Source organism: Nibrella saemangeumensis, assembly GCF_039541915.1.
In the GTDB taxonomy this organism is placed as follows: domain Bacteria; phylum Bacteroidota; class Bacteroidia; order Cytophagales; family Spirosomataceae; genus Nibrella; species Nibrella saemangeumensis.
The window spans coordinates 40,264-61,757 of record NZ_BAABHD010000082.1 but is presented as its reverse complement, the minus strand read 5'-3'; the positions used below and the strand labels follow the sequence as shown (position 1 = coordinate 61,757).

Sequence of the window (21,494 nt, the reverse complement as noted above, 5' to 3'; positions counted from 1 at the left end):
ACTTGTTATGAAATCGATTCATATTCGTCTGATTACCCTTTCCGCGATTGTGCTGCTGACGGCGCTGACCCGCCTGCTCCCTCACCTGCCGAACTTCACGCCGGTGGCCGCACTGGCCTTGTTTGGCTCGGCCATGTTCGAGCGGAGAGTCGTTGGCCTGCTGGCTCCGCTGGCCGCCATGCTGCTGAGCGACGCCCTGATCGGCTTCCACGGCACCATGCCCTACGTATACGGTAGCTTCGCCCTAAGCTGGCTGCTGGGTCTGTGGGTGCGCAAAAACCCGACGGCCCTTACAATCGGCTCGGCTGCCCTGGTATCATCGGTGCTGTTTTTTCTGATTACCAACTTCGGGGTCTGGTACGGTAGTGCGTTTTACCCCCAAACTAGCCAGGGGCTGATGACCTGCTACCTGTCGGCTGTTCCATTTTTCCGCTACACGGTGCTGGGCGATTTATTTTACTCGGCCGTTTTGTTCGGCGGCTATTTCCTGCTTCAGCAGCGTTATACCGTACTGCGTCTGGCGCGCTAAGCTACCCGTTTTTCGATTTTAACGGATCGCCGGCTGTAGCTACAGCCGGCGATTTTTTATGAACGCCGTTCCCTTCATACTCCCCGTTATTGGTGGAGAATCGTTTGACGTAGTCCGGATACAATACCGTCCCGATTAACGCTTCAGTAGCGGGTAAACCAGCGTAAAACGGGTTGTTTCGACCCGAACGAAATACCGCCCACCGGGTAGGTTGCCCAGTGGCAGGGGCTCGGTCGATTCGCCGGCCGGTTTCCGCACGCGTTTCTCCCAATAGCTGCGTCCAAGCAGATCGAGAACCTGGATGCGGGTGTCGTCGGCTTGCATCAGCGACAGTTTCAGGGTAAACAGATTATCGCCGGGATTGGGGAATACAACGAGTTGATTCTCCTGCCAGCGGACGGGCTCCAGCCCCGTAATGGGATTCACCACGACCGTAGTTACCGCCATTGCCTGGCAGCCGTTCTGGGTTACGGTCACCGTGTACGTTCCGGCATGGCTCAGGGTAGCATTCGGGATAACCGGATTCTGTACCGTTGCCGAAAAACTGTTTGGTCCACGCCACAGGTAAGAATCACCTCCACCGCCTTGTAGTTCAATTGTCTGGCCGGTGTAATAGGGCCCGGTGTTTCTGGCCGCTGCCAGGGGAGCTACCTCAACGGTAATGATGATTGCATTGGAAACCGATCCGTTATCAGCACAGGTAGCCGAATAGCTGGTTGTGTACGCCGGCTGTACGGTCGTAAATACACCGGTCCGGCCGCTCGACCAGGTTACCGTGCCGGTGCAACCGGTAGCGCGCAGTTGTACGGAATCTCCCCGGCACAGGGCAGTTCTGTCGGCTGAAATCGTGAACGGGATTGACGTACCGTCGGACTGCAGACTCCACGATGTCGAATACACATGCTGCTGCCGATGAAACGCACTGCGTGAGAAGGCGGTGGAATCAAAGACCACCGCCGTTAACTTGCCGGTGGTCCCGGTCAGTTTGGACGCATCGACCTGCACCGAATCGCTTCCGGCACTCAGGGGCTTATCATCCAGGTACCAATCGACCTGCAGCGAATTAGGAATCGGTTTCAGCAGATTCACCCGGAAGGTAACCGGCTCCGCTGATACCTTAATGGTTGTATTAGCGGCTGGCAGTACCTGCTCAATCGGGTTCACCAGCGACAGCATCCGGTCCACCAGTGTTTCGCGGCAAACAGCGCAAAAATGTTGCCCCAGGTATTCCATTTTGCAGGATGCCTGCGTCGGTTTGTACCAGCCATTCCCACCGTTAGTATATTCGAATATGCCGATGCGAGGAAAATTGAGCCAGTTTTTCCAGCGGATGCTGTTGGGATCATTGGTGCGGGTCATATTGGGCAACTCACGGGCATATTGCGGCCCCGCCCAATACTCATCACTTAAACCGCCGAAGGTGTGACCAACCTCGTGTATCCCGATTTCTGACGAACTGGGGTGCATGCTGAACGTAGACGGCACTCCCCCTGATCCACCGTAGTAGGTAGTGTTGACCAGCAGAAATGAAATGTCATACACAGGAAAGTTGGTGGCCATTACGTTGGTAAAGTTCTGGATGTTGCGCATGACCAGTAACCGGTGAATACCTCCATAATCGAAGCTGGTGCCGAAATATGTATTTTTTGTTTCTACCGGCTGAGTCCGGTCTTCATCATTGGCGGTTCCGGGGTGGGTAGCTCCGCTCTCTGCCGACGGCACGCGTATCAGGAAAAAATTGAAATAATTGCGGTATTGGGCAAACGGCGTATTCCCCAGCAGATACCCAATAAATCCATCAGCATCTTTCCTGAACTTTGTCAACTCTCCGGCGGTATAACCGTCGGGCAGCAGAACCACATTGATCCGCCGGTTCAGCGGACCGGTTTTTAACAGAGTGTCCACCGGAAATGAATAGTTTTGCGCCAGCAGCGAAGGAACCAGTCCGGCAAACAATCCGATCAGCAGTAAATATTTCTTCATGGTTTAAGACGCAGGGTATAAAGAACTTTCGGTTTCTTACCGGCTTCGACCCGGTAGAACACCAGTTTTTGTATGCGAGGATCGGCCTGAAACCGCAGGGAGAAAACGCCCTCATCCACCGCCAGTTTCCGGCGCTCCATCTGACCACCCGGTGACGCCACCTCTACCTCCCGGTGCAGCGGATGATCGACATGCCAGGTTTCTACCGTCCGCCCGGCGCTATCCACCGCCACCGTCCTGATCTGCACCGCCGACGTTGCCATGGTCAGTTGCCGCCGGATCTCCCCTTTTCCCAGGATAGCATTATCCAGCGTCACTGTTTCTGTATCACCGGCACCTTTTTTGACCTTCAGATCCAGAAAAACAATCTGCGGGGCCTGCGTCTGGTAATTCGGCAACTCATGCAGATTCACGGAACGGGAGGCTCCGCAGCGCCAGGCTGTTAGGATCAGAAAAAATAATAAAATCCGGCTTAAACTTTTCATTTTCGCTGCTTCTTTTTCACCACCAGCTCTTTATACCCATAGGTTGGATCAGGCTCACGGCTGTAAACCACATCGGGTAAGACGCCGATGACCAGTTCTGCCGTGGTGTAAACTTTGCAGCCCTCCAGCAAATGCCCGCCGACGGTACGGCCGGTGGAGTCGGATACGGAAAGGTGAATATGGCTGCCGTTGGTGGAAAGGGTACCCACCAGCGAGACAATTTCAAAATGACCGTTATAGGTTGTTTCCCCTTCCTGATTGGCCAGACGGAGGACCACATCGGTGAGGCTGCCGACGCAGGTCAGGATAGCCCCGGCCGCAATACGCTGACGAGCCACCAGATTATCAAGTTCCTGCTTCAGGTCCTGCCCCGGTTTCAGGCGGAACGAATAAGCCTCCAGGCCGGAGGAAACAGGCTGTGGTTGTGCATGGATCATACCCCAAAAATTGGTAAAGATGAGTAGCAATAAAATTTGTCGCATTTATGTTATCAGGTTGTGAGCTTGAATTTGCGTATGCGAAAGTACATGATCCGGCCGCTGCTGGCCTTGTTTTTATTGATAAGCGGCACCGCGTTTGTGCCCCCTTCCGGAACCCCACCCCCTGCCGATGTCTGGAGTATGCCCGCCAGTACCGGCCTGGCGATGCTGGACCCGGCGAGTGATTATAGTGTGATTGACAGTTACGCCCGGAACACGCCCGAACAATTTACGAAGGATCTGAATACCCTCAGCGTGTACCTGACGTCGCCGGCCCGCAGTGACCTGGCCAAGGCCCGTTCGGTGTATGCCTGGGTTCTCAGCCATGTCCGGTACGACGACGCTACCTACTCCGGCCGCCGGTACCATTCAGAAGAGTTGTACGCTAAAGGCGTACTCCAGAGCCGCCGGACTGTCTGCACGGGCTTTGCGCTGCTGTACAAACAACTCCTCCGCAAAGCCGGCGTGGAGGTTGTCAACGTCAAAGGCTTTGCCCGCTCCAACGATGAGCAGGCCGGCGTCCCGGTAGGCCCCATTGACCACGAGTGGAACGCCGTAAAACTGGATGGCGACTGGTACCTGCTGGATCTGGCTTGGGCCAGCACCACCATGAAAAATGGTAAACCCAACGACTTCTATTTTCTCACCGAGCCCAAACGCTTTGTGGCCGCTCACTTCCCCGCCGAGCCGCGCTGGCAGTTGCTGGGCGCGCCCGTTACCAAGGCTGAGTTTGACCGCTATCCGAAGCTCTACGATGCCTATTTCCGGCTGGGCTTCGACGATGACTTTCCGAAAAATGGTTTGATCCGGGCATCGGGCACCGTTTCGCTGACGCTGGACAATGCCGAACAGCCGGTGGAGTTTATGGCCTCTTACAGCCGCCCCGGCGGATCAACCGCCCATAACCTGCCCGTTACGGTTCGGAAAAGCGGTAATTCGTATTCGCTGCAGGTGAAAATGCCGGCGGGTAAATCAACGCTTTACGTGTTTGCCAAACCGAAAGGCCCCGCCAGAGAACGGGTAAAATCCTACGAGGGTATTGCCTCGTTTACGGTGGTGAATGAATAAGGAAAGCTTCAGAATTGCCCAACAAGAAAAGCCCCGGAAATTCCGGGGCTTTTCTTGTTGGGCAGATAATGGACTACCGTCTGCGCCGTGGAGTTGTTGTTCTCCGCGGAGCCGGGGTAGTTCTGCGCTGTAACTGGGTCTGCGGCAGCAGCTGCGGAGCCGGTACAGTCAGGGTATTGGTACCCAGGTAATCCAGCGTATAATCGTTGGTCTTGTTGAAATAGTAGTAGTTGTACCGCTGAACAGGTGCCACCGTGTTCTCACCGTTGCACGGTTTAGTCTGCTCTATGCTGTAGCTACCCCGGATTTCGTCAAATACCACTCTCGGGCGCTTACCACGCAGAGCCGGATTGTTCTGAGCAGCCTGCTCAATTCTTCTGGCCAGTTCATCACGTGTTGCTCTCACGGCTGAGTAAGCCGCATCGGTCAGGCGGGCGGTCGGATCTTTCGTTACAAAATCCAAAGTGTCACCCAGTTGAACGGTGATGGTGTTCATAGTTGAGCTTCCTCTCAGACTGTCCAGACCAAGGCTGCTCCAGTTGTAGAACCGCCGGCGGCCCTTAACCGTACCAATTGGCTGACGCTCCTGACCCGGACAGTTACAGAATACCGTGAAGGTATCGTCGTACGTCAGGTGGAACTTGAAGGTGAGCTGATCGTAGTTATGCCGGTACTCGCAGCCCTGAGGAGCCACAATCGCCCAGCTTGCTGTAGCCACCTCACTTACACAGGATCCGCATTGTGCCTCTTGACGACTGTGAACGGTTATGTAGTAGAAACCGCGCAGCGGCCGGCCGGCTGTATCAACGTAAGCAGCCGGGAAGACCAGGGATGTATCGCTGGAATTAACCACTTCGGCAATGATCCGTTCCGGCGAAGCTTCAAGCGAATCTGATTTGTAATGCAGACGAGCCGTAAAGGTTTCGTTGCGGGGGGCGACCGTCGTGCTCCGCCAGCTCATAATGGGCAATGTGTTCCGTTGTATACTGTCGTAACGCAATGTCATACCCGCCAGTGACATATTGTTGAAACTTACCCGCAGGTCCGGAATGGAATCGCAGGTCGGACACACAATCGGAGCTTTCGGGATCAGCTTCTTCTGAACAAAACCCTTCCGTACGGCTAAACCCGCGCTGAACCCACCATGCTTGCGGGAGAACTCCCACAAGATGTTCCGCTCACCCGGTATGCTGACGGGACTCACACCATCGACAATGAAATAATCGACTTTGGTGTAGAAAACGTTGCCCTGCACACCCAGGTGCCAGTTGTTACGCAGCGGGAAGAATACGCCCAGTGACCCAAGGCCACCCAGCTTCCAGATACGATCGGTTGGCGTCACCATGCGCACCAGCTCATTCTGACCGGGATTGGCGGTTGACGGCACATACGCAGCAATCAGCGCTGATTCTGAGCGGAACAGACCTCCGCGAAGCGCTAATTCAAGGAACGACGTACAGGTTGGATTGCGACGGCTGCGGGCAAATGTCCAGGACAGCATCGGACCAATCGTCAGGTAGAAGTCGTCACCGGCACGGGCGCGGATCTGAATCTGATTTCGCTGATACCCTAAAGCCACCCCCCGATCCAGGAAATTGTCCTTGTACCCCTGACGCATCCAGTAATTCTGGTAGCCAAAGGCGGTTCCCAACGCAAACCGGAGCCGGCGCGTAGACGGCGTCAGAAAATAATCGACATTACCCATCAGGTTAAACCCGATACCGTTGTACGTGGTATTGTCGCGGGGATTGGGACCGAAGGTGTTGGGAAACGTACCGCAGTAAGCCACGTTCGGGCCGATAAACCCACCGATGCGCCAGGGCGATGGCCGGCGTATCAGAACGAATGTCTGAATTGTCGTGTCGCAATCATTAATTTCAGCAATGTTGCTGTTACGGGCCTTAAAATCAGACCTACGGACGGTATCAGTGTACGTTCCTTTACCAAGACGCCAGATTCTCTCGACGGGCTCACATCGGTCCCGAGCAAGTGTAGCGGTGTCTGCCCGTAATCCACTGGTACGGACGGTGTCTGTCTGTTGAGACAGCGCCGGTAAGGAAAATAACATACCCATCAAAAATACGCCGAGGGCGGGTCGAAGCAGGGATAATCTCTGCATAAATAGGACGCTGTTTGGTTATACGTTGTGTCGGTTTACCCAAAAACTATACGTGTGTAAAAAAGGGCGGCTTTTTTTAGCCTGTGGTCAAACAATATTTCCTAACGAAAACATTGCTTTTCAAAAACATAAGTGCCTGATAATCAGCATAGGTAAAATATGAAGGTTTACTAATGCACAATATTAGAAAATTGAGCCAATCAGCCAAAGGGAATTTATTAATATTATCATACGGATAAACACTGCTGCCTTATAGCCGGACCGTAATGAACAGGTTTCGGTTGGTGTCCATGCGAACGTACGTTTTAGGCCCGATGACAACGGTGGTTTCATCTTCCTCGATAATGACGGGGCCGGATAACGTATCATTTGGCCGGATCCGGTGGCGGTCGTACACCGGACAGGAACAGGGCACGGGGTCTCCCAGATAGTACACCTGCCGGTACCCTTTCAGCGCCGAGAAGTCTTTTCCGCCAATCGAATACTTGTTAAACGCATCTACCCGCCGGGGGCCAAACTTCAGCGCCGGCATACTGACCAGCACCTGCCAGGCAACCGCTTCAATGGTCCGGCCTTCCACCACAAACCGCCCCCGGCGCCGGTATGCCTCGACAAACAGCTCCCGAATCGCTGGCTGCGATTCAGGGCTGAGCACCCCATCAGGCAGGGGGATGAACACCTCGTCGTGGATACCCAGTAACCGCATGAATCCGGCTCGCGTAATCCTGGCCTCATCAGGGTCCAGACCGGCATTCCGTAACTCGGTCCGGGCGTCTTCGGCCATTTGCCCGAGCATTCCGTTCAGAAAATCCCAGTCGATCGTTTCCAGGGGGCTAAAGTGCTGCCGGATACGCTCGGCGGCCACCGGCGAGACCAGGCAGCCCAGGGCCGACGTAACGCCGGCACCGACCGGCACCATCACCTCAGGCATCTGCAGGAGCCGGGCCAGTTCATACACGTGAAGGGGACCGCCCCCGCCAATGGCCATCAGACTGATTGAGCCCCGATCCAGGGTCAGGTGTGCCAGCAACTTGCGGGCCGCAGCGGCAATCTGGTCGTTAGCCCGCTCGTGAATCGCCATGGCGGCTTCTTCGACGCTAAGCCCCAGGGGGCGGGCAATCTGTTCGTCAATGGCCCGAATGGCCGCATCCCGGCTGATTTCGATCACACCACCCAGAAAGAAATTCTCGCCAAGGTAGCCCAGTACCAGACTGGCGTCGGTCAGGGTTGGCTGCGTCCCTCCCCGGTTGAAACAGACCGGTCCCAACTCATGTGGTACAATCTCCGGCCCTAACCGGAGTTGTCCCTGTTCATCCAGCCAGGCTATGCTCCGGCCGCCTACGGGTACTTCGGTTACCTCAATAACGGGTTGGGCCGGCAACGTTCCGGTTTGGCTGTCGGGTAAAGGGGCCAGCACATACTGCGGCTGGTGCTGGATAATCAGCGAGAGTTCGGCGTTGGCGCCCCCTACATCAATCGTAATCAGCGTAGCATAACGTCCAATGTAACTAAAAAACGCGCCGGCCATAGCTCCTCCCGCCGACCCCGACCGCAGCCTCGCCGGTGTCAGCTGCGGGGTCTGGTCCGGCGAAACCAGCCAGCCACCGGCGGTCATAAGCCAGAATTTTCCCTGAAAGTCCAGCGCCCCCAGCCGGTTGCGGAGCTTGCTGATGTCCAGTTGATCGACCAGCATAGAGCCCAGATAAACAGCGTGGATTTCCGCCGGTTCTACTTCGTTGCGCTCCAGCAATTCGTCGAAACCCACCAGAACACCCTGCGTCAGATCGTCGTGGGTGGTCAGGGTTTTGCCGAAAGCCAGGTAACCACTGATGGTTTCCAGTAAGACAAAATCCGTAAACGTATTTCCAATGTCAATCCCCAGGTTATACATGGTGTGGTGCGTGAATTGGGTACCTTCCCGCAAGGCGGATAAGCCGGCAAAAGCTTTAACAACCTGCCTATTAGTTTCTGGAATGAGTAACCTGCGAGCGGGTGATGCGCCAGCGGCCATCGTCGCCCTTAATCAGGCTGTTGCTGATGGTTCCCGCGCCGGTTTCCCGCGCCCGGCCAGCCGGCGTATAGACGTAGTCGAACGTTTCGGTTGCGGTGGCATTCCGGTTCTCCAGATTAAGCCGTTTAACCTGGTGATTGCTCAGTACAAGTCGGCCCGCCTGCGCCCGGTGTGTATTGATCAGGGCCAACAGCGACTGGCGGGGCTGACTGCCTATCCGGATTTCAGCATCGGCGGTGGTGGTTTCGGGTAATGCATCCAGCTGGCCCTCATGAATCAGGGTCATCCGCCGTTTCAGCAGGGCGGTAATGGCATCACGGTCTTTGTACGCTGCCGGGGTAGTCGTGGTAGTCACTACCGTCCGGCTTGTGGTGCGGGTCTCTTTTTGCTGGGCAGTGGCTATGAACGGCATAGTTAGCCAGAGACTCAGGCAGATGAACGGAAGGTGCATAGTGTGGTTGGTTTGCCTTTCGGCTTAATCAGGGCCAAAGGTACAATACACGACCAATTCAGGGAGAAAATGTTTGCGAATGACCTAAATACCCGTTTTCGCCACGAACGATTACCAGTTACTTGTCCCTTTAAACTGTCACACTACCTATACTGAGCGGTTACATACCGCAGCCTCAGAAAGCCATTAAAATTCTAAACAACGGCTGATGCTTCCTGTTCAAACCGGTGAGCTTACCACGTTGGTAAGACGCTACAAACATTTAGTCAATTCCAAACTTCATTTGTTATGAAGAACTTCAATGAACTGCTCGAACACGAGCTGCAGGACCTGTACTCGGCCGAAACCCAGATTACCGAAGCGCTGCCCATGATGATTCAGCGGGTCAGCAATGACCAGTTACGGCAGGCGTTTGAAACGCACCTGAAAGAAACCGAAGAGCAGATCCGCCGGCTGGAGCAGGCCTGCGAGATGCTCGGCTGCGAACCGGAGGGGGAAACCTGCCTGGGTATGCAGGGGCTGCTGGAAGAAGCCGAAAACCTGATATCTGATATCGAGGACGACAAACTGCTGGATGCGGCCCTGATCGGTGCCGCCCAGAAAGTAGAGCACTACGAAATTGCCGGCTACGGTACCGTGCGGACGCTGGCGCAGCTGGCCGGTAAGCAGGACATCGCACAGTTGCTGGAGCAAACCCTGCAGGAAGAAAAGAGCACCGACGAAAAACTGACCCGGATCGCTACGGATACCGTGAACCAGATGGCGAAGCAAACGATGTAAGTTCCTTTCAGGATTCAGCGGGGCGGCCCCGCTGAATCCTGAAACTAATAAAGCTGACTTGCGACGCGAAACGTATTGCAGTGCGCGTCGACAATGTCGGCGATGCGGGGCGAATAACCTCCGCCCATGGAGACGGCAATCGGAAGTCCATAGCGCCGGGCCTGCTCAAAGACGAACCTATCGCGCCGGCGACACCCATCCATTGACACCTTCAGCTTGCCCAGCCGGTCGGACTCCAGGATATCTACCCCGGACACATAAAACAGAAAATCAGGCTTTTCGCGGTCGATCAGGCCGGGTAGCGTGGCGTATAGGGTACTCAGGTACACATCGTCGGCCGTACCCGTCGGCATGGCAATGTCCAGATCCGAAGATTCTTTTTTGAGCGGATAGTTGTCACGCCCGTGCATACTGAAGGTAAACACCCGGCGGTCGTACTGAAACATCACCGCCGTTCCGTTGCCCTGGTGAACATCCAGATCAATGACCATAACCTTCCGGGCTTTGCCGGTTTCCAGCAGAAAATAAGCCGCTACCCCCACATCGTTCAACAGGCAGAATCCCTCCCCCCGATCCGGATACGCGTGGTGCGTACCCCCGGCCACGTTCAGCGCAATGCCGTGCTGCATGGCCAGCAGGCTACAGTCGATGGTTCCCTGCGTAATCACCCACTCCCGCTCAATCAGTCCGGCCGATAACGGAAAGCCGATCCGGCGCACCATGGCGGCCGGCAGGCTCAGCGATTTTAGCTGGTTCACGTAGGCGGGGGAATGGACACCCAGCACCCAGCGGTCATCTACCGGCTCCGGCGCAAAGAAATTATCGGGTGTGCAGGTGCCTTCATAGAGCAATTGTTCGTAGATCAGTTCGTACTTGCCCATCGGGAAACGGTGTTGTTCGGGCAGGGGGTGGCGGTAGATGGGCGCGTAGGCAATAGGCAGCATTGAGCAGCGGGTTCCGTTCGATAGATTCTCTGCTGGATAACTGGAAAAAACAGGAATCTGTTACCGGGAAAACGTAGATTGCCTTTCTTTCATCAACCATACATGAGGACAGTTATCGTAACGGGCGGAGGTCAGGGAATCGGCCGCATTACGACTTATTTTTTATTGACGCACGGCTACCGGGTGGCGGTCTGGGAAGCAGACTCCGACGCGCTTTCTGACCTGCAGCAAACGCTGAAAACCCCAGCCGAACAGTTACTGGCGCTACCCTGCGACGTATCGTCAGAAGCGCAGGTCCGCAAGGCAACCGAACGCACCGTTGATCATTTCGGCCGCATTGATGCGCTGATTAATAACGCGGGCATTCAGGACGACAAACCACTCGACCTGCTCTCGCTCAATGAGTGGAACCGGGTGCTGGGGGTGAACCTGACCGGAACATTTCTCTGCACCAAATACGCGGCACCGCATCTGGCGGAGCAGAAAGGGTGCATCGTTAATATCAGTTCGACACGGGCGCTGCAATCGGAGCCCCAGACGTTTGCCTACTCAGCCTCGAAGGGAGGAATTCTGGCGCTAACGCACTCGCTGGCGGTCAGCCTTGGGCCCGACGTTCGGGTCAACTGCATCAGTCCCGGCTGGATTGATGTATCGGCGATCAAGAAACCGGCGGCTGCCAAACCCGAGAAGCTCCGGTCCGAGGATCACGCCCAGCATCCGGCGGGCCGGGTTGGCCGGTCCGAAGATATTGCCCGGATGATTCTGTTCCTGATTAGCGAAGAGAATTCGTTTATCACCGGGCAGAACTTCATCGTTGATGGCGGAATGACCCGAAAGATGATTTACGTGTAAAACACCTTGTTCCCATTTCGAGTTTTAATGGTACTTTCTATTCTAATCTTCGTCAACGTATGAACATAGCTCCTTCTACTTCAGAAGACTTGCTCCCTTATGAGTTACTCGACGTGCAGGTACAAACCCGGCCCCAGGCAGGTCAGTCCCTGCTTTGGGTGCAGTTTCTCTGCTCGCGCGACAACCAGCCCGATCAGAAGAAGATGCCCCCGCTCACCTGGTTCGACGCCAACCAGTTGCAGCAGTTCGTGCAGCAGCTTACGGTGGAGTCGCATCCCGAAAACGTGCAGGTAGACCTGCCGGACGCGGGTCTCCGGCTAACCAGTACGGGTGTTGTCGACACAACCATCCGGATAGAACCCTTACCCAAAGCCAGGGGAAAGTTTGTTCCCTTTGCCATTAAAACCTCCGGCATGGGTATCCGGCGGTACGCCCGGCTACTGTACCAGCGCCTGTGGGAGGCATTCTGCGGCTAGGTGGCCAATCAATAGATTTTATATCGCTTTATAAATAGGTTTGGTTATAAAGAAGGCATCTCACTGTGAGATGCCTTCTTTTTTAAATACCCCGATATGGAAACGCTTCATCAGGAAACAACAGGCCGGTTAACCAATCCCCGCCAGTACAGGCAATACCCGACGGTACTGGCGGGTGAAGGCCGGAAACTCACCAAAGAAGAAAAAGAGGACCTGTCGCGTCTGGTCGACGATGATGGGTATCAACCCGATACCTCCTCCGCCGAAGAGGCACCTGGCACCGGTACCAGCCTGGGTAACAACGACGGCACCCAGACCCTACCCGACAGCAACGACATTGGCGAGTCGGCGCCATCGGGTAACAACTTTGGCGAAAGGCCGCCGGCCACCAACGACGATCAGGAACGCTGGACCGGCCGTAGTAACTCCTAAAAAAAGGAAGGCACCTCCGCAGTGGAAGTGCCTTTTTTTATGGTATTGGAGTTCGCGCCGGCTTACACGCCAGTCATGCCACCCAGCGTCGGGTCGTTGCTGTTGCCGTAATTGCTGCCGGAGGTCCGGTCGCGGTTACGATTCATGTCGTTCTCATCGGTATCACTGTAGTTACCGCTGGACGATGACGAACCGGTTGAATAGCCAGCCCGATTCACGTTGGAATCCATATCGTCACCCCGGTTCATGTTGCTGTCGGAGTAACCGCTACCGCTACTACGGTCCATGTCGGAACCGGCGTAAGAGCCGCGATTGGTATCATTGTCCCAATTGCTGCTGCCGCTGCTCGAGTTCCAGTTGGTACCCCGGTTCATATCAGTTTCCCGGCCACTGTAAGCGGTACCCGCCCCGGCTATTGATCCGGAATACATATCCCGATCATAGTCGGTATGGCTGCGGCCATATTCGGTCACATCCCGACCTTCCGATTTAGCCCGCTCGTTAATAAACGACTCGGCTATTTCGGTCAATTTGCGGTCAGTATTCTTTTCCTCACGAAGGGTTTCTTCCAACAGATTGGCAGCCTCGCTGTAGCCCAGCAACCGGGCCATGGTATGCAGAGAACCGTACGTTGCGATTTCCAGGTGCTCTACTTTCTGAGCAGCAACAATCAGAGCAGCGTCGCGGCTCAATGAGCCCGACTCGGTCGCAGCGATCATGGTTTGCGCGTCGTCTACCAGACCATCGATGGCATCGCTCTCCAGATCATCTACATCTACGCCAATGCTGTCGAATACACGCTCCAGCCGGTTGATCTGATTCCGTGATTCTTCCTGGTGCTGCAAAAATGCGTTGCGTACCACATCGGTTGTAGCCGCGTCGGCCTGCTCGCCTAAAGCATCGACTGCCTGCTTCTCGCAATAATAAGCAGCCTTTAATTCGTGGATAAATACACCCCGCAGGCCTTCATCGTTATGACTACTTCCTCCCGAGAAAAAATCAGAGATTTGCTTTCCTAATGATGCCATAATAGTTGAGTTTTTTGGTTCAAATTTAATTGTACCCACCTACGCCAAAATCTATGCCAATCCGATAGAGCTTGATACTGTGCATATTATAGATTTTTTTGCACTTTTACTGTCCAGATTTTTCCACAGCTTTTGGCTTTTTTGGTCGGCAATTCCCCATGCCAACGTGTATAGTTACCCGTCTAAAGCTTAGCCAATGGTATTATTACCTGTTCATTATTAAGTACTTATGTATATTTTTATTAACGTGAAAGCATAGTTCCCCCTACTTGTATGATTGGCAGGCCGCTTTCCTAAGGTGATACAGCCATTCAATCCTCTTGAAAAGGCCGGTTTTACGGTTCCTTTTTAGGATATTGCCGGCCCAGATCTGAGCACTACCCTGTTTTCTATGATTCTGATTGTCGACGACAGACCGGAAAATATTCTCCCGCTGAAGAAGATTCTTGAGCTGCATGACTTTGCGGTCGATACCGCCGAATCCGGCGAGGAAGCCCTGAAGAAAATCCTGAAATCGGCCTACTCCGTCATCATCCTCGACGTGCAGATGCCGGAAATGGATGGCTTCGAAGTTGCCAATGCCATCAGTGGTTTTAGCAAAGCCAGAGACACCTCCATCATCTTTCTGTCGGCCGTCAACACCGAAAAGAAATTCATTACCAGGGGCTACACCACCGGGGGCATCGACTACCTGACCAAACCCGTTGACCCGGATATTCTGGCGCTGAAGGTAAAAACGCTGCACCGCCTGTATATGCAGCAGCAGGAACTCCGCTCGGCGCAGGAGTCGCTCCGCCGGGAGATCGACATCCGCAGGCAGGCGCAGGAGCAACTGGCCGGTCAGGTTCAGGAACTGCAGGTCATTCTGGCGTCGCTCCCCGAAATGGCCTTCACCGTCACCCCCGACGGGCGGCTGGAGTACGTCAATGAACACTGGTTTCGATACGCCGTGGACTCAACGCATCTGCCGGTGACGCACGGCGACGATAACCTCCGCACTGACCTTGATAAAGCCCTGGCCTGCGGTACGGAGTTTACCCGTGAGGTCCGGCTACGCGACCTGAGCACCGGCGAATATCGCTACCACTTGCTGCGCCTGCTGCCCATCCGCCAGCAGCAACTCGTTTCCCGCTGGATCGGTACTTTCACCGATATTCACCCGCAGAAGCAGGCGGCCGAACTGCTCGAACAGGAGGTAGCCCTGCGTACCCGCGAACTGCGGCTCAACAATGCCGAACTGGAACGCACCAACCACGAGTTGCAGCAGTTTACCTGGGTGGTATCGCATGACCTGAAGGAGCCGCTGCGGAAAATCCAGATCCTGAACGACCATATCCGGGAAAAATTCCTGAAAGACAATAATGAAGCCGTTTCGTACCTCGAACGCGCCATCCGGTCGTCGGCCCGCATGGCCCGGCTGATCGACGATCTGCTGGCCTATTCGCAATTATCGGCCCCGGAGGTATTTAAGCGTACCGACCTGAACGCGCTGCTGGCCGAACTGCTGCTGGACTTCGATGAGCGCATCCGCCAGTTGGGAGCCGTGGTAACCGTCGACCATATTCCGGCCCTGGACACCATTCCGGGCCGTATCCGGCAGGTATTTCAGAATCTGATCAGCAACGCCCTGAAGTTTGTCAGGCCTAACGTACCGCCGGTTATCCGCATCAGTGCCGAACGTATCGCCACCAAAGCGATCGACGGCGAGCCGGACGCCAATGGCTCCTTTTGCCGGATCACAGTGCGGGATAACGGCATCGGGTTCGACGAAAAATTCCTCGACCGGATTTTTATCCTTTTTCAGCGCCTGCACAGCCAGACCAGCTACGAAGGTACCGGCATCGGGCTGGCCATTGCCAAGAAGAATATGGATAAGCACCAGGGTCTGATTTCAGCGCAAAGCCGGCCCGGCGAAGGCGCCACCTTTCTCCTGGTTTTACCCCTGACGCAAACCCCGCCTACCCACCCAAACTAATTCAGAAACCAGCCCCCGCATGACCTCACCGTCTACCCCAAATTTTGTAATCCGACAGTTACAGTTCGTTTTCATCGTATCAACCGGACTGCTGCTCGTCAGTCTGATCGCTTCGTTTTATAGCATTCAGAAGCTGATCGATAACTCCCGGTTGGTTAACCACACCCAGCAGGTTATGCTGGAGGCCGAAAATGTAATCTCTTACCTGAAAGATGCCGAAACCGGACAGCGGGGTTACCTGCTTACGCTCGATCCCTCGTTCCTGCAATACTACCAGGGCAGTTACGGTCGCATCACCGGCAGCTATAACCGGGTGCGGGAGCTAACCCAGGAAGACCCCCGGCAACAAAAAAATCTGGACCAGGTCAAGGCGATGTATGAGCGCCGGTACGCGCAACTGGAGCGCGTAATTGGCTTGCGCACCAACCTGGCTACCCGCAACGATACGGCCACCCTGCGCCGGGAACTGGTACGGGGCAAGCAGCTGATGAATGACATCCGGGTAGAAGTGAACCGCGTTAAAGCGCAGGAAGCCAGTCAACTGGTAGCCCGCACAGAGCAGCAGGAGCGGTATATCACCTTCACGCCTATGCTGCTGCTGGTTTCAGCCATCATCTCCATGCTCATTACGGCCTTTGCCTTCCTGCGCATCAAAAAAGATCTGGACAACCGCATCGCTCAACATAAACTGGCCGAAGCAAAATACCTCGAAACTGCCAGCCGCATTTCGGCGATGGAGGAGGTCACCCGCAGCATTGCCGACGGCGATTACAGCATCCGCAGCACGGACGACAGCGACGACGAACTGGGCCGCATATCGACCGCGCTGAACACGATGGCGAAGGCCCTGGAACAGACGTTTACCGAACTCCGGAACCGCGACTGGCTGCAAACCGGCTCCGTCAGCCTGAGCGAGGCTATCCGGGGCGAGCGCAACCTCCACAACATGGCCGGCCGGATGATTGATACCCTGGCTGCTTACCTGAATGCCCCCCTGGGAACGGTTTACCTGACGGCTGACGACGGCCAGTACACCCTGGCGGGCACGTACGCTACCCGGCAGGCACCAGCCGTTATCAAATCCGGAGAAGGGCTGGTCGGGCAGGCCATTGCGCAAAAAAAGCTAATTGTGGCGGAGGACCTGCCGGCCGATTACAGCCGCATCAGTTCTTCGCTGGGGGAGGCCCCTCCGGCGGCTGTGGTAATCACCCCGCTGGTGTTTGCCGGTGAGTGCCTGGGCGCGGTTGAACTGGGGCTGCTCCGTAAACCGGCTCCCCTCGATATCGAGTTCATGGAACGGAACCAGGAGTCGCTGTCCATCGGTGTCAATGCGGCACTGAATTACGGAAAGCTCCAGACCCTGCTGGACGAGACGCAGGCGCAGGCAGAGGAACTTCAGGCCCAACAAACGGAACTGGAGGCTGTGAATGCCGAACTGGAAGCTCAGGCGCAGCGGCTTCAGCTTTCGGAAGAGGAATTGCGGGTACAGCAGGAGGAGCTGCAGCAGGCCAACAGCGAACTGGAAGAACGGGGCTCCCTGCTGGAAGAACGAAACCAGGACATTCAGAAAAAAGCCGGCGAACTGGAACAGGCCAACCGCTACAAATCGGAATTCCTGGCCAATATGTCGCATGAGCTGCGGACTCCCCTCAACTCAATCCTGCTCCTGAGCCGGCTGCTGGCGGAGAATACGGACGGCAATCTGAGCGCCGACCAGACCGAATACGCCAGGGTGATTCAATCATCGGGTAACGGGCTGCTCAGCCTGATCGACGAAATTCTTGACCTCTCCAAGATTGAAGCCGGCCAGATGAAACTGGATTATCAGGACGTATCGCTGCCCGATCTGATGGATGAATTGCAGTCCCTGTTTGGCGTAATAGCCAGGGAAAAAGGGCTTGACTTTTCGATCACCGTGGAGCCGGAGGTACCTACGATGCTGGTAACCGACCGCCAGCGACTGGGGCAGATCCTGAAAAACCTGCTGGCCAACGCCCTGAAGTTTACGGCCACCGGCAGCGTTACCCTGACCGTCCGGAAGCCGTCACCGCAGGCCGATCGCCTGAGCTTTGTGGTCCGCGATACGGGTATCGGCATCCCGCCCGAAAAGCAGCCGCTTATTTTTGAGGCCTTCCAGCAGGCCGACGGCTCCACCAAACGAAAATACGGCGGCACGGGCCTGGGGCTCTCCATCAGCCGTGAACTGGCTAAACTGCTCGGGGGCGACATAGGCCTGACCAGCGAGGCCGGTAAAGGCAGCGAGTTTATCCTGCACCTGCCCGTTTCGGGACTGAAACCGGCTCTGCAGACCGCTGCCAGACCCTACCCCGAGGTCAGACAGCAGCCAGTCCCGGAGTTCCAATCGGACCAACCGGTTCCGGCCCAGACTGAGCCGAACCGGTACCTTTCCTCCGTCATTCCTGATCCGGTCCCCGACGACCGCGACAGCCTGGCGGAGCAGGACAAGGTAATCCTGATCATTGAGGATGACCCGTATTTTGCCCGGACGCTGCTGGACTTTGCCCGCCAGAAAGGCTACAAAGGTATTGTGGCTGTGCGGGGCGACGAAGGCCTAAACCTGGCTATTTCTTACCAGCCCAAAGCGATTCTGCTCGACATTCAGTTGCCGGTGATGAGCGGATGGGAGGTGATGGACGCGCTGAAAGCCAACCGGCAGACCCGGCCCATACCGGTACACATTATGTCGTCGCACCGGCTCAAAAAAGAAAGCCTGCTGAAAGGGGCCGTTGACTTCATGGACAAACCCGTTGGGTATGAGCAGATGCAGGCCGTTTTTCAGAAAATAGAAGATGTGCTGAGCCGCAATCCCAAAAAGGTACTCATCGTAGAAGACAACCCTAAACACGCCAGGGCGCTGGCTTATTTCCTGGAAACCTTCCATATCACCTCCGAACTGAAAAGCAGCGTTGCCGAAGGCGTGAACGCCCTGCAGAACCGCGAGGTCGACTGCGTAATTCTGGACATGGGCATCCCCGACAGCAACGCCTACGAATTACTGGAAGAAGCCAAACAGAACCCTGGCCTCGAAGACCTGCCCATTATTATTTTCACCGGCCGCAGCCTGTCGATGGCGGAGGAGCTGAAGATCAGGAAATACGCCGACTCTATCGTGGTCAAAACGGCCCACTCCTACCAGCGAATGCTGGACGAAGTGTCCTTGTTTCTGCACCTGGTGGACGAACACAAACAGCCCGAAAACAGACATGGGCTGGCCGGTAAACTGGGTGACCTCGGTCAGATCCTGACCGGTAAGACGGTGCTTGTTGCCGACGACGATGTGCGGAACATCTTTTCGCTGACGAAAGCGCTGGAGCAGTATAACATGACCGTGGTGACTGCCCTGGACGGAAAAGAAGCCCTGCAGAAGCTGGAAGAAAATCCTGGCGTCGATGCGGTGCTACTGGATATGATGATGCCGCAGATGGACGGCTACGAAACCGCCCGGCGTATCCGGGAGCAACCCCGGTACCGGTCGCTGCCGGTTATTGCCGTAACGGCCAAAGCTATGGCGGGTGACCGGGACAAATGTATTGAGGCCGGGGCATCGGATTACATCACCAAACCGGTCGATATTGATCAGTTATTATCGCTGCTGCGGGTGTGGCTCTATGAGCGGTGATAGGAAAAAAGAAATGACAAGAGAAACGGGAGACAGGAAGTGAGTGGTTCAGGAACGATGATTGGCGACCAGGAAATTGAGTTATTGCTGGCCGACCTGCTGGATATACACGGGTACGATTTTACGCACTACGCACGGGCGTCGCTCCGGCGCCGGATTACCCGCCTGTGGACGATGGACCGGTTTCCCAGCTTTGCCGAGCTGCGCTACCGGGTACGTTCTGATCCGGATTACCTCAAGCGGTTTGTTGAAGGCATCACGGTAAATGTCACGGAGATGTTCCGCGACCCGTTATTCTATAAGACGCTCCGGACCGAGGTAATAAAGACCCTGGCGGCCAAGCCGTTCATCCGCATCTGGCATGCCGGCTGCGCTACCGGTGAAGAGGTATACTCCATGGCGATCCTGCTGAAGGAAGCACAGCTGCTACCCAAATCCCTGCTCTACGCCACGGACCTGAACGCCGACGTGCTGGAAACTGCCCGCCGGGGTATCTATCCCCTACAGCCGATGAAGCAGTACTCGGAAAACTACCTGCTCTCAGGCGGCACCGCCGACTTCTCCAGCTACTATACCGCCCAATACGGGCACGTCAAGTTCAGCGACGAACTGGCCGGGCGCATGGTGTTTGCCACGCATAACCTGGTATCGGACCAGTCGTTCAACGAGTTTGACCTGATTGTGTGCCGCAACGTCCTGATCTATTTCGACAAAGTGTTACAGGAGCGTGTGCTGAAGCTGTTCGACGAGAGTCTGGGGCCCCTCAGCTACCTGGCGCTGGGCAGCAAAGAAACCCTGCTGTTTTCCGGTATTGAGTCGAAGTACAAACAGCTGGACCGGGAGAAGATTTGGCGAAAATTCGGGTAATCTGCACGATCTAAGCAGAACAGGCTTATCTTTAACGGCTAATCGTTACCCTAAGCCGCGCCAGGTAGCCGCCGGTCTTTACCCAGGATACTATGGTTAAAACACGATTCCTCAGTTTGTCAACAGGTGTCAGCCTAAGCCTGCTGCTCGCCATACTGGCCTGTAAGGATAAGCCTTTTACGTTAGGTCAGGGCGCTCCGGAACTCGTCGGCACCTGGCGGCTGGTTGAGCGGGCCGACACCCGCGACACCGCACTGGTGGTCCGGTCCATACCCGCCACGCCCGAGCAATCCATCACGTTCACCGCCGAGGGTGCCGTCAGCAGCCAGGGCAAAGAACTGGAGTATTACCGGCCCGCCCGCTACTACCGCCGGGAAGACGTTCAGCCTACGCCCCTTGTCCGGTTCTACGTTGGTGAGCAGCATGCCAACTTTACCCAGGATTTTTCTCTCCGCAACGATACGCTGGCGTTTCTTCCCCGCTGCGAGCGACGCTGTTATCTGCTGTTTGTGCGTGGCCGGTGAAGAGCAGAGCATCTTTCAGCTAATCTATTTTCATCGGGTCACTTACCCATCCAGGTCTTAAAATCGCTTACTTTCTCACGGCTTACAAGGGCCTCTTTTTCGTAAGGGGGTCTGAGCGTGAGCGCCAGCCGGTTACCGAAATAGGGCTGAATCTGATCGACGGCGTCGTGGGTAACAATAAGCCCCCGGTTGGGCCGGAAAAACTGCTCGGGGTCCAGCACCTCGGCCAGTTCGTCGAGCGTATAGTCGACCAGAAACTTCTGGTTGGTACGGGTCCTGAAAAAACTGAAACGCTCGTCGGTATAAAAATAGAGAATATCGCCCACCCCTATCGAGAGTAGCTTTTGCCCCTGCTTCACCAGAAATCGTTTGCGGTACTCTTTAGCCTCCGGACCGCCGGTACCCTGCATCTGCCGCAGCAGTTTCTCAATGTTCTGCAGCGACGGCTCCGGTGCCTGACCAGCCGGCAGGCTCCCGGCCGTCAGCTCGCGCAGCTTGCGCAGGCTCCGCTCAAGGTCCTGGCGCTGAATCGGCTTCAGCAAGTAGTCGATGCTGTTGACTTTAAAAGCCTGCAGGGCGTATTCGTCGTAGGAAGTCGTGAAGATAATGCGGCTGCGCACCTCCACCTGATCAAAGATCTCGAAACTCCGGCCGTCGGCCAGTTCGATGTCCATAAAAATCAAATCAGGAGCGGGGTTCGCCTGGAGCCACTCAACCGATTCTTCAATGCTGGAGGTAACGCCCTGAATCGTCAGGGAGGGATCGACCTCCGCCACCATTTTACGGAGTTTGCGGACGGCCAGGTCTTCGTCTTCGATGATTAATACGTTCATCGCTTTGTGTGGGTCAGA

19 protein-coding genes are annotated in these 21,494 nt (G+C 55.5%); 10 read left to right on the top strand and 9 right to left on the bottom strand.

Features of this window, described 5'->3' with window-relative positions; translation table 11 throughout:
* Nucleotides 1-7: 7 nt before the first annotated feature.
* Nucleotides 8-529, top strand: coding sequence for a DUF6580 family putative transport protein (locus ABD949_RS25315; RefSeq protein ID WP_345248301.1), 522 nt, complete (start codon nucleotides 8-10; stop codon nucleotides 527-529).
* A 135-nt stretch (nucleotides 530-664) separates the two neighbouring features.
* On the opposite strand, the gene ABD949_RS25310 is transcribed toward ABD949_RS25315, so the two are convergent.
* Genes ABD949_RS25310 through ABD949_RS25300 form a run of 3 tightly spaced genes read right to left on the bottom strand, consistent with a single transcriptional unit; the run spans nucleotide 665 to nucleotide 3,479 of the window.
* Nucleotides 665-2,512: a M64 family metallopeptidase gene (locus ABD949_RS25310; protein ID WP_345248299.1), complete on the bottom strand. Its 1,848-nt coding sequence runs from the start codon at nucleotides 2,510-2,512 to the stop codon at nucleotides 665-667.
* Entirely contained in the window at nucleotides 2,509-2,997 is a 489-nt protein-coding gene (locus ABD949_RS25305) for a hypothetical protein (RefSeq protein ID WP_345248297.1), read from the bottom strand. The genes ABD949_RS25310 and ABD949_RS25305 overlap by 4 nt, the downstream gene beginning before the upstream one ends.
* On the bottom strand, nucleotides 2,994-3,479 hold the full coding sequence (locus ABD949_RS25300; protein ID WP_345248295.1) for a PPC domain-containing DNA-binding protein: 486 nt from the start codon (nucleotides 3,477-3,479) through the stop codon (nucleotides 2,994-2,996). The genes ABD949_RS25305 and ABD949_RS25300 overlap by 4 nt, the downstream gene beginning before the upstream one ends.
* 33 nt (nucleotides 3,480-3,512) lie before the next feature.
* Here ABD949_RS25300 and ABD949_RS25295 point away from each other — a divergent pair, with 33 nt between their 5' ends.
* Nucleotides 3,513-4,544, top strand: a complete 1,032-nt coding sequence (locus ABD949_RS25295) for a transglutaminase domain-containing protein (RefSeq protein WP_345248293.1) — start codon at nucleotides 3,513-3,515, stop codon at nucleotides 4,542-4,544.
* 73 nt (nucleotides 4,545-4,617) lie between these two features.
* Here ABD949_RS25295 and ABD949_RS25290 read toward each other — a convergent pair whose 3' ends face one another.
* The 3 genes from ABD949_RS25290 to ABD949_RS25280 form a co-directional block, all read right to left on the bottom strand.
* Nucleotides 4,618-6,663, bottom strand: coding sequence for a hypothetical protein (locus tag ABD949_RS25290; RefSeq protein ID WP_345248291.1), 2,046 nt, complete (start codon nucleotides 6,661-6,663; stop codon nucleotides 4,618-4,620).
* A 250-nt stretch (nucleotides 6,664-6,913) separates the two neighbouring features.
* On the bottom strand, nucleotides 6,914-8,554 hold the full coding sequence (locus tag ABD949_RS25285; protein ID WP_345248289.1) for a hydantoinase/oxoprolinase family protein: 1,641 nt from the start codon (nucleotides 8,552-8,554) through the stop codon (nucleotides 6,914-6,916).
* 70 nt (nucleotides 8,555-8,624) lie between these two features.
* Nucleotides 8,625-9,125 carry a nuclear transport factor 2 family protein gene (locus ABD949_RS25280; RefSeq protein WP_345248287.1) on the bottom strand — a complete coding sequence of 167 codons (501 nt, stop codon included), beginning with the start codon at nucleotides 9,123-9,125 and terminating at the stop codon, nucleotides 8,625-8,627.
* Nucleotides 9,126-9,413: 288 nt separating this feature from the next.
* Here ABD949_RS25280 and ABD949_RS25275 point away from each other — a divergent pair, with 288 nt between their 5' ends.
* Nucleotides 9,414-9,905, top strand: a complete 492-nt coding sequence (locus ABD949_RS25275) for a YciE/YciF ferroxidase family protein (protein ID WP_345248285.1) — start codon at nucleotides 9,414-9,416, stop codon at nucleotides 9,903-9,905.
* 44 nt (nucleotides 9,906-9,949) lie between these two features.
* Here the strand turns inward: ABD949_RS25275 and ABD949_RS25270 are convergent, their stop codons facing one another.
* Entirely contained in the window at nucleotides 9,950-10,849 is a 900-nt protein-coding gene (locus ABD949_RS25270) for a histone deacetylase family protein (protein WP_345248283.1), read from the bottom strand.
* 102 nt (nucleotides 10,850-10,951) lie between these two features.
* On the opposite strand from ABD949_RS25270, the gene ABD949_RS25265 reads away from it, so the two are divergent.
* From ABD949_RS25265 to ABD949_RS25255, 3 genes are all read left to right on the top strand, one after another.
* The gene (locus ABD949_RS25265) at nucleotides 10,952-11,701 is read left to right on the top strand and encodes an SDR family oxidoreductase (RefSeq protein ID WP_345248281.1); all 750 of its coding nucleotides are present in this window, start codon (nucleotides 10,952-10,954) and stop codon (nucleotides 11,699-11,701) included.
* A 59-nt stretch (nucleotides 11,702-11,760) separates the two neighbouring features.
* Nucleotides 11,761-12,177 carry a hypothetical protein gene (locus ABD949_RS25260; RefSeq protein ID WP_345248279.1) on the top strand — a complete coding sequence of 139 codons (417 nt, stop codon included), beginning with the start codon at nucleotides 11,761-11,763 and terminating at the stop codon, nucleotides 12,175-12,177.
* A gap of 96 nt (nucleotides 12,178-12,273) precedes the next feature.
* Nucleotides 12,274-12,609: a hypothetical protein gene (locus tag ABD949_RS25255; RefSeq protein ID WP_345248277.1), complete on the top strand. Its 336-nt coding sequence runs from the start codon at nucleotides 12,274-12,276 to the stop codon at nucleotides 12,607-12,609.
* 62 nt (nucleotides 12,610-12,671) lie between these two features.
* Here ABD949_RS25255 and ABD949_RS25250 read toward each other — a convergent pair whose 3' ends face one another.
* A complete protein-coding gene (locus tag ABD949_RS25250; protein WP_345248275.1) occupies nucleotides 12,672-13,637 on the bottom strand; it encodes a YciE/YciF ferroxidase family protein in 966 nt (321 codons plus the stop codon).
* 391 nt (nucleotides 13,638-14,028) lie between these two features.
* Between ABD949_RS25250 and ABD949_RS25245 the strand changes: the two genes are divergently transcribed.
* From ABD949_RS25245 to ABD949_RS25230, 4 genes are all read left to right on the top strand, one after another.
* The gene (locus tag ABD949_RS25245) at nucleotides 14,029-15,612 is read left to right on the top strand and encodes a response regulator (RefSeq protein ID WP_345248273.1); all 1,584 of its coding nucleotides are present in this window, start codon (nucleotides 14,029-14,031) and stop codon (nucleotides 15,610-15,612) included.
* 19 nt (nucleotides 15,613-15,631) lie between these two features.
* The gene (locus ABD949_RS25240; protein ID WP_345248271.1) at nucleotides 15,632-19,252 is read left to right on the top strand and encodes a response regulator; all 3,621 of its coding nucleotides are present in this window, start codon (nucleotides 15,632-15,634) and stop codon (nucleotides 19,250-19,252) included.
* Nucleotides 19,253-19,309: 57 nt separating this feature from the next.
* Nucleotides 19,310-20,119: a CheR family methyltransferase gene (locus ABD949_RS25235; protein ID WP_345248632.1), complete on the top strand. Its 810-nt coding sequence runs from the start codon at nucleotides 19,310-19,312 to the stop codon at nucleotides 20,117-20,119.
* A gap of 92 nt (nucleotides 20,120-20,211) precedes the next feature.
* The gene (locus tag ABD949_RS25230; RefSeq protein ID WP_345248269.1) at nucleotides 20,212-20,643 is read left to right on the top strand and encodes a hypothetical protein; all 432 of its coding nucleotides are present in this window, start codon (nucleotides 20,212-20,214) and stop codon (nucleotides 20,641-20,643) included.
* 38 nt (nucleotides 20,644-20,681) lie between these two features.
* Here the strand turns inward: ABD949_RS25230 and ABD949_RS25225 are convergent, their stop codons facing one another.
* The gene (locus tag ABD949_RS25225; RefSeq protein WP_345248267.1) at nucleotides 20,682-21,476 is read right to left on the bottom strand and encodes a LytR/AlgR family response regulator transcription factor; all 795 of its coding nucleotides are present in this window, start codon (nucleotides 21,474-21,476) and stop codon (nucleotides 20,682-20,684) included.
* Nucleotides 21,477-21,494 lie beyond the last annotated feature (18 nt).

What these genes read in the sequence shown, in the direction of transcription:
- ABD949_RS25315 (WP_345248301.1), top strand. Translation starts at nt 8, where the DNA reads ATGAAATCGATTCATATTCGTCTGATTACCCTTTCCGCGATTGTGCTG.
- ABD949_RS25310 (WP_345248299.1), bottom strand. Translation starts at nt 2,512, where the DNA reads ATGAAGAAATATTTACTGCTGATCGGATTGTTTGCCGGACTGGTTCCT.
- ABD949_RS25305 (WP_345248297.1), bottom strand. Translation starts at nt 2,997, where the DNA reads ATGAAAAGTTTAAGCCGGATTTTATTATTTTTTCTGATCCTAACAGCC.
- ABD949_RS25300 (WP_345248295.1), bottom strand. Translation starts at nt 3,479, where the DNA reads ATGCGACAAATTTTATTGCTACTCATCTTTACCAATTTTTGGGGTATG.
- ABD949_RS25295 (WP_345248293.1), top strand. Translation starts at nt 3,513, where the DNA reads ATGCGAAAGTACATGATCCGGCCGCTGCTGGCCTTGTTTTTATTGATA.
- ABD949_RS25290 (WP_345248291.1), bottom strand. Translation starts at nt 6,663, where the DNA reads ATGCAGAGATTATCCCTGCTTCGACCCGCCCTCGGCGTATTTTTGATG.
- ABD949_RS25285 (WP_345248289.1), bottom strand. Translation starts at nt 8,554, where the DNA reads ATGTATAACCTGGGGATTGACATTGGAAATACGTTTACGGATTTTGTC.
- ABD949_RS25280 (WP_345248287.1), bottom strand. Translation starts at nt 9,125, where the DNA reads ATGCACCTTCCGTTCATCTGCCTGAGTCTCTGGCTAACTATGCCGTTC.
- ABD949_RS25275 (WP_345248285.1), top strand. Translation starts at nt 9,414, where the DNA reads ATGAAGAACTTCAATGAACTGCTCGAACACGAGCTGCAGGACCTGTAC.
- ABD949_RS25270 (WP_345248283.1), bottom strand. Translation starts at nt 10,849, where the DNA reads ATGCTGCCTATTGCCTACGCGCCCATCTACCGCCACCCCCTGCCCGAA.
- ABD949_RS25265 (WP_345248281.1), top strand. Translation starts at nt 10,952, where the DNA reads ATGAGGACAGTTATCGTAACGGGCGGAGGTCAGGGAATCGGCCGCATT.
- ABD949_RS25260 (WP_345248279.1), top strand. Translation starts at nt 11,761, where the DNA reads ATGAACATAGCTCCTTCTACTTCAGAAGACTTGCTCCCTTATGAGTTA.
- ABD949_RS25255 (WP_345248277.1), top strand. Translation starts at nt 12,274, where the DNA reads ATGGAAACGCTTCATCAGGAAACAACAGGCCGGTTAACCAATCCCCGC.
- ABD949_RS25250 (WP_345248275.1), bottom strand. Translation starts at nt 13,637, where the DNA reads ATGGCATCATTAGGAAAGCAAATCTCTGATTTTTTCTCGGGAGGAAGT.
- ABD949_RS25245 (WP_345248273.1), top strand. Translation starts at nt 14,029, where the DNA reads ATGATTCTGATTGTCGACGACAGACCGGAAAATATTCTCCCGCTGAAG.
- ABD949_RS25240 (WP_345248271.1), top strand. Translation starts at nt 15,632, where the DNA reads ATGACCTCACCGTCTACCCCAAATTTTGTAATCCGACAGTTACAGTTC.
- ABD949_RS25235 (WP_345248632.1), top strand. Translation starts at nt 19,310, where the DNA reads ATGATTGGCGACCAGGAAATTGAGTTATTGCTGGCCGACCTGCTGGAT.
- ABD949_RS25230 (WP_345248269.1), top strand. Translation starts at nt 20,212, where the DNA reads ATGGTTAAAACACGATTCCTCAGTTTGTCAACAGGTGTCAGCCTAAGC.
- ABD949_RS25225 (WP_345248267.1), bottom strand. Translation starts at nt 21,476, where the DNA reads ATGAACGTATTAATCATCGAAGACGAAGACCTGGCCGTCCGCAAACTC.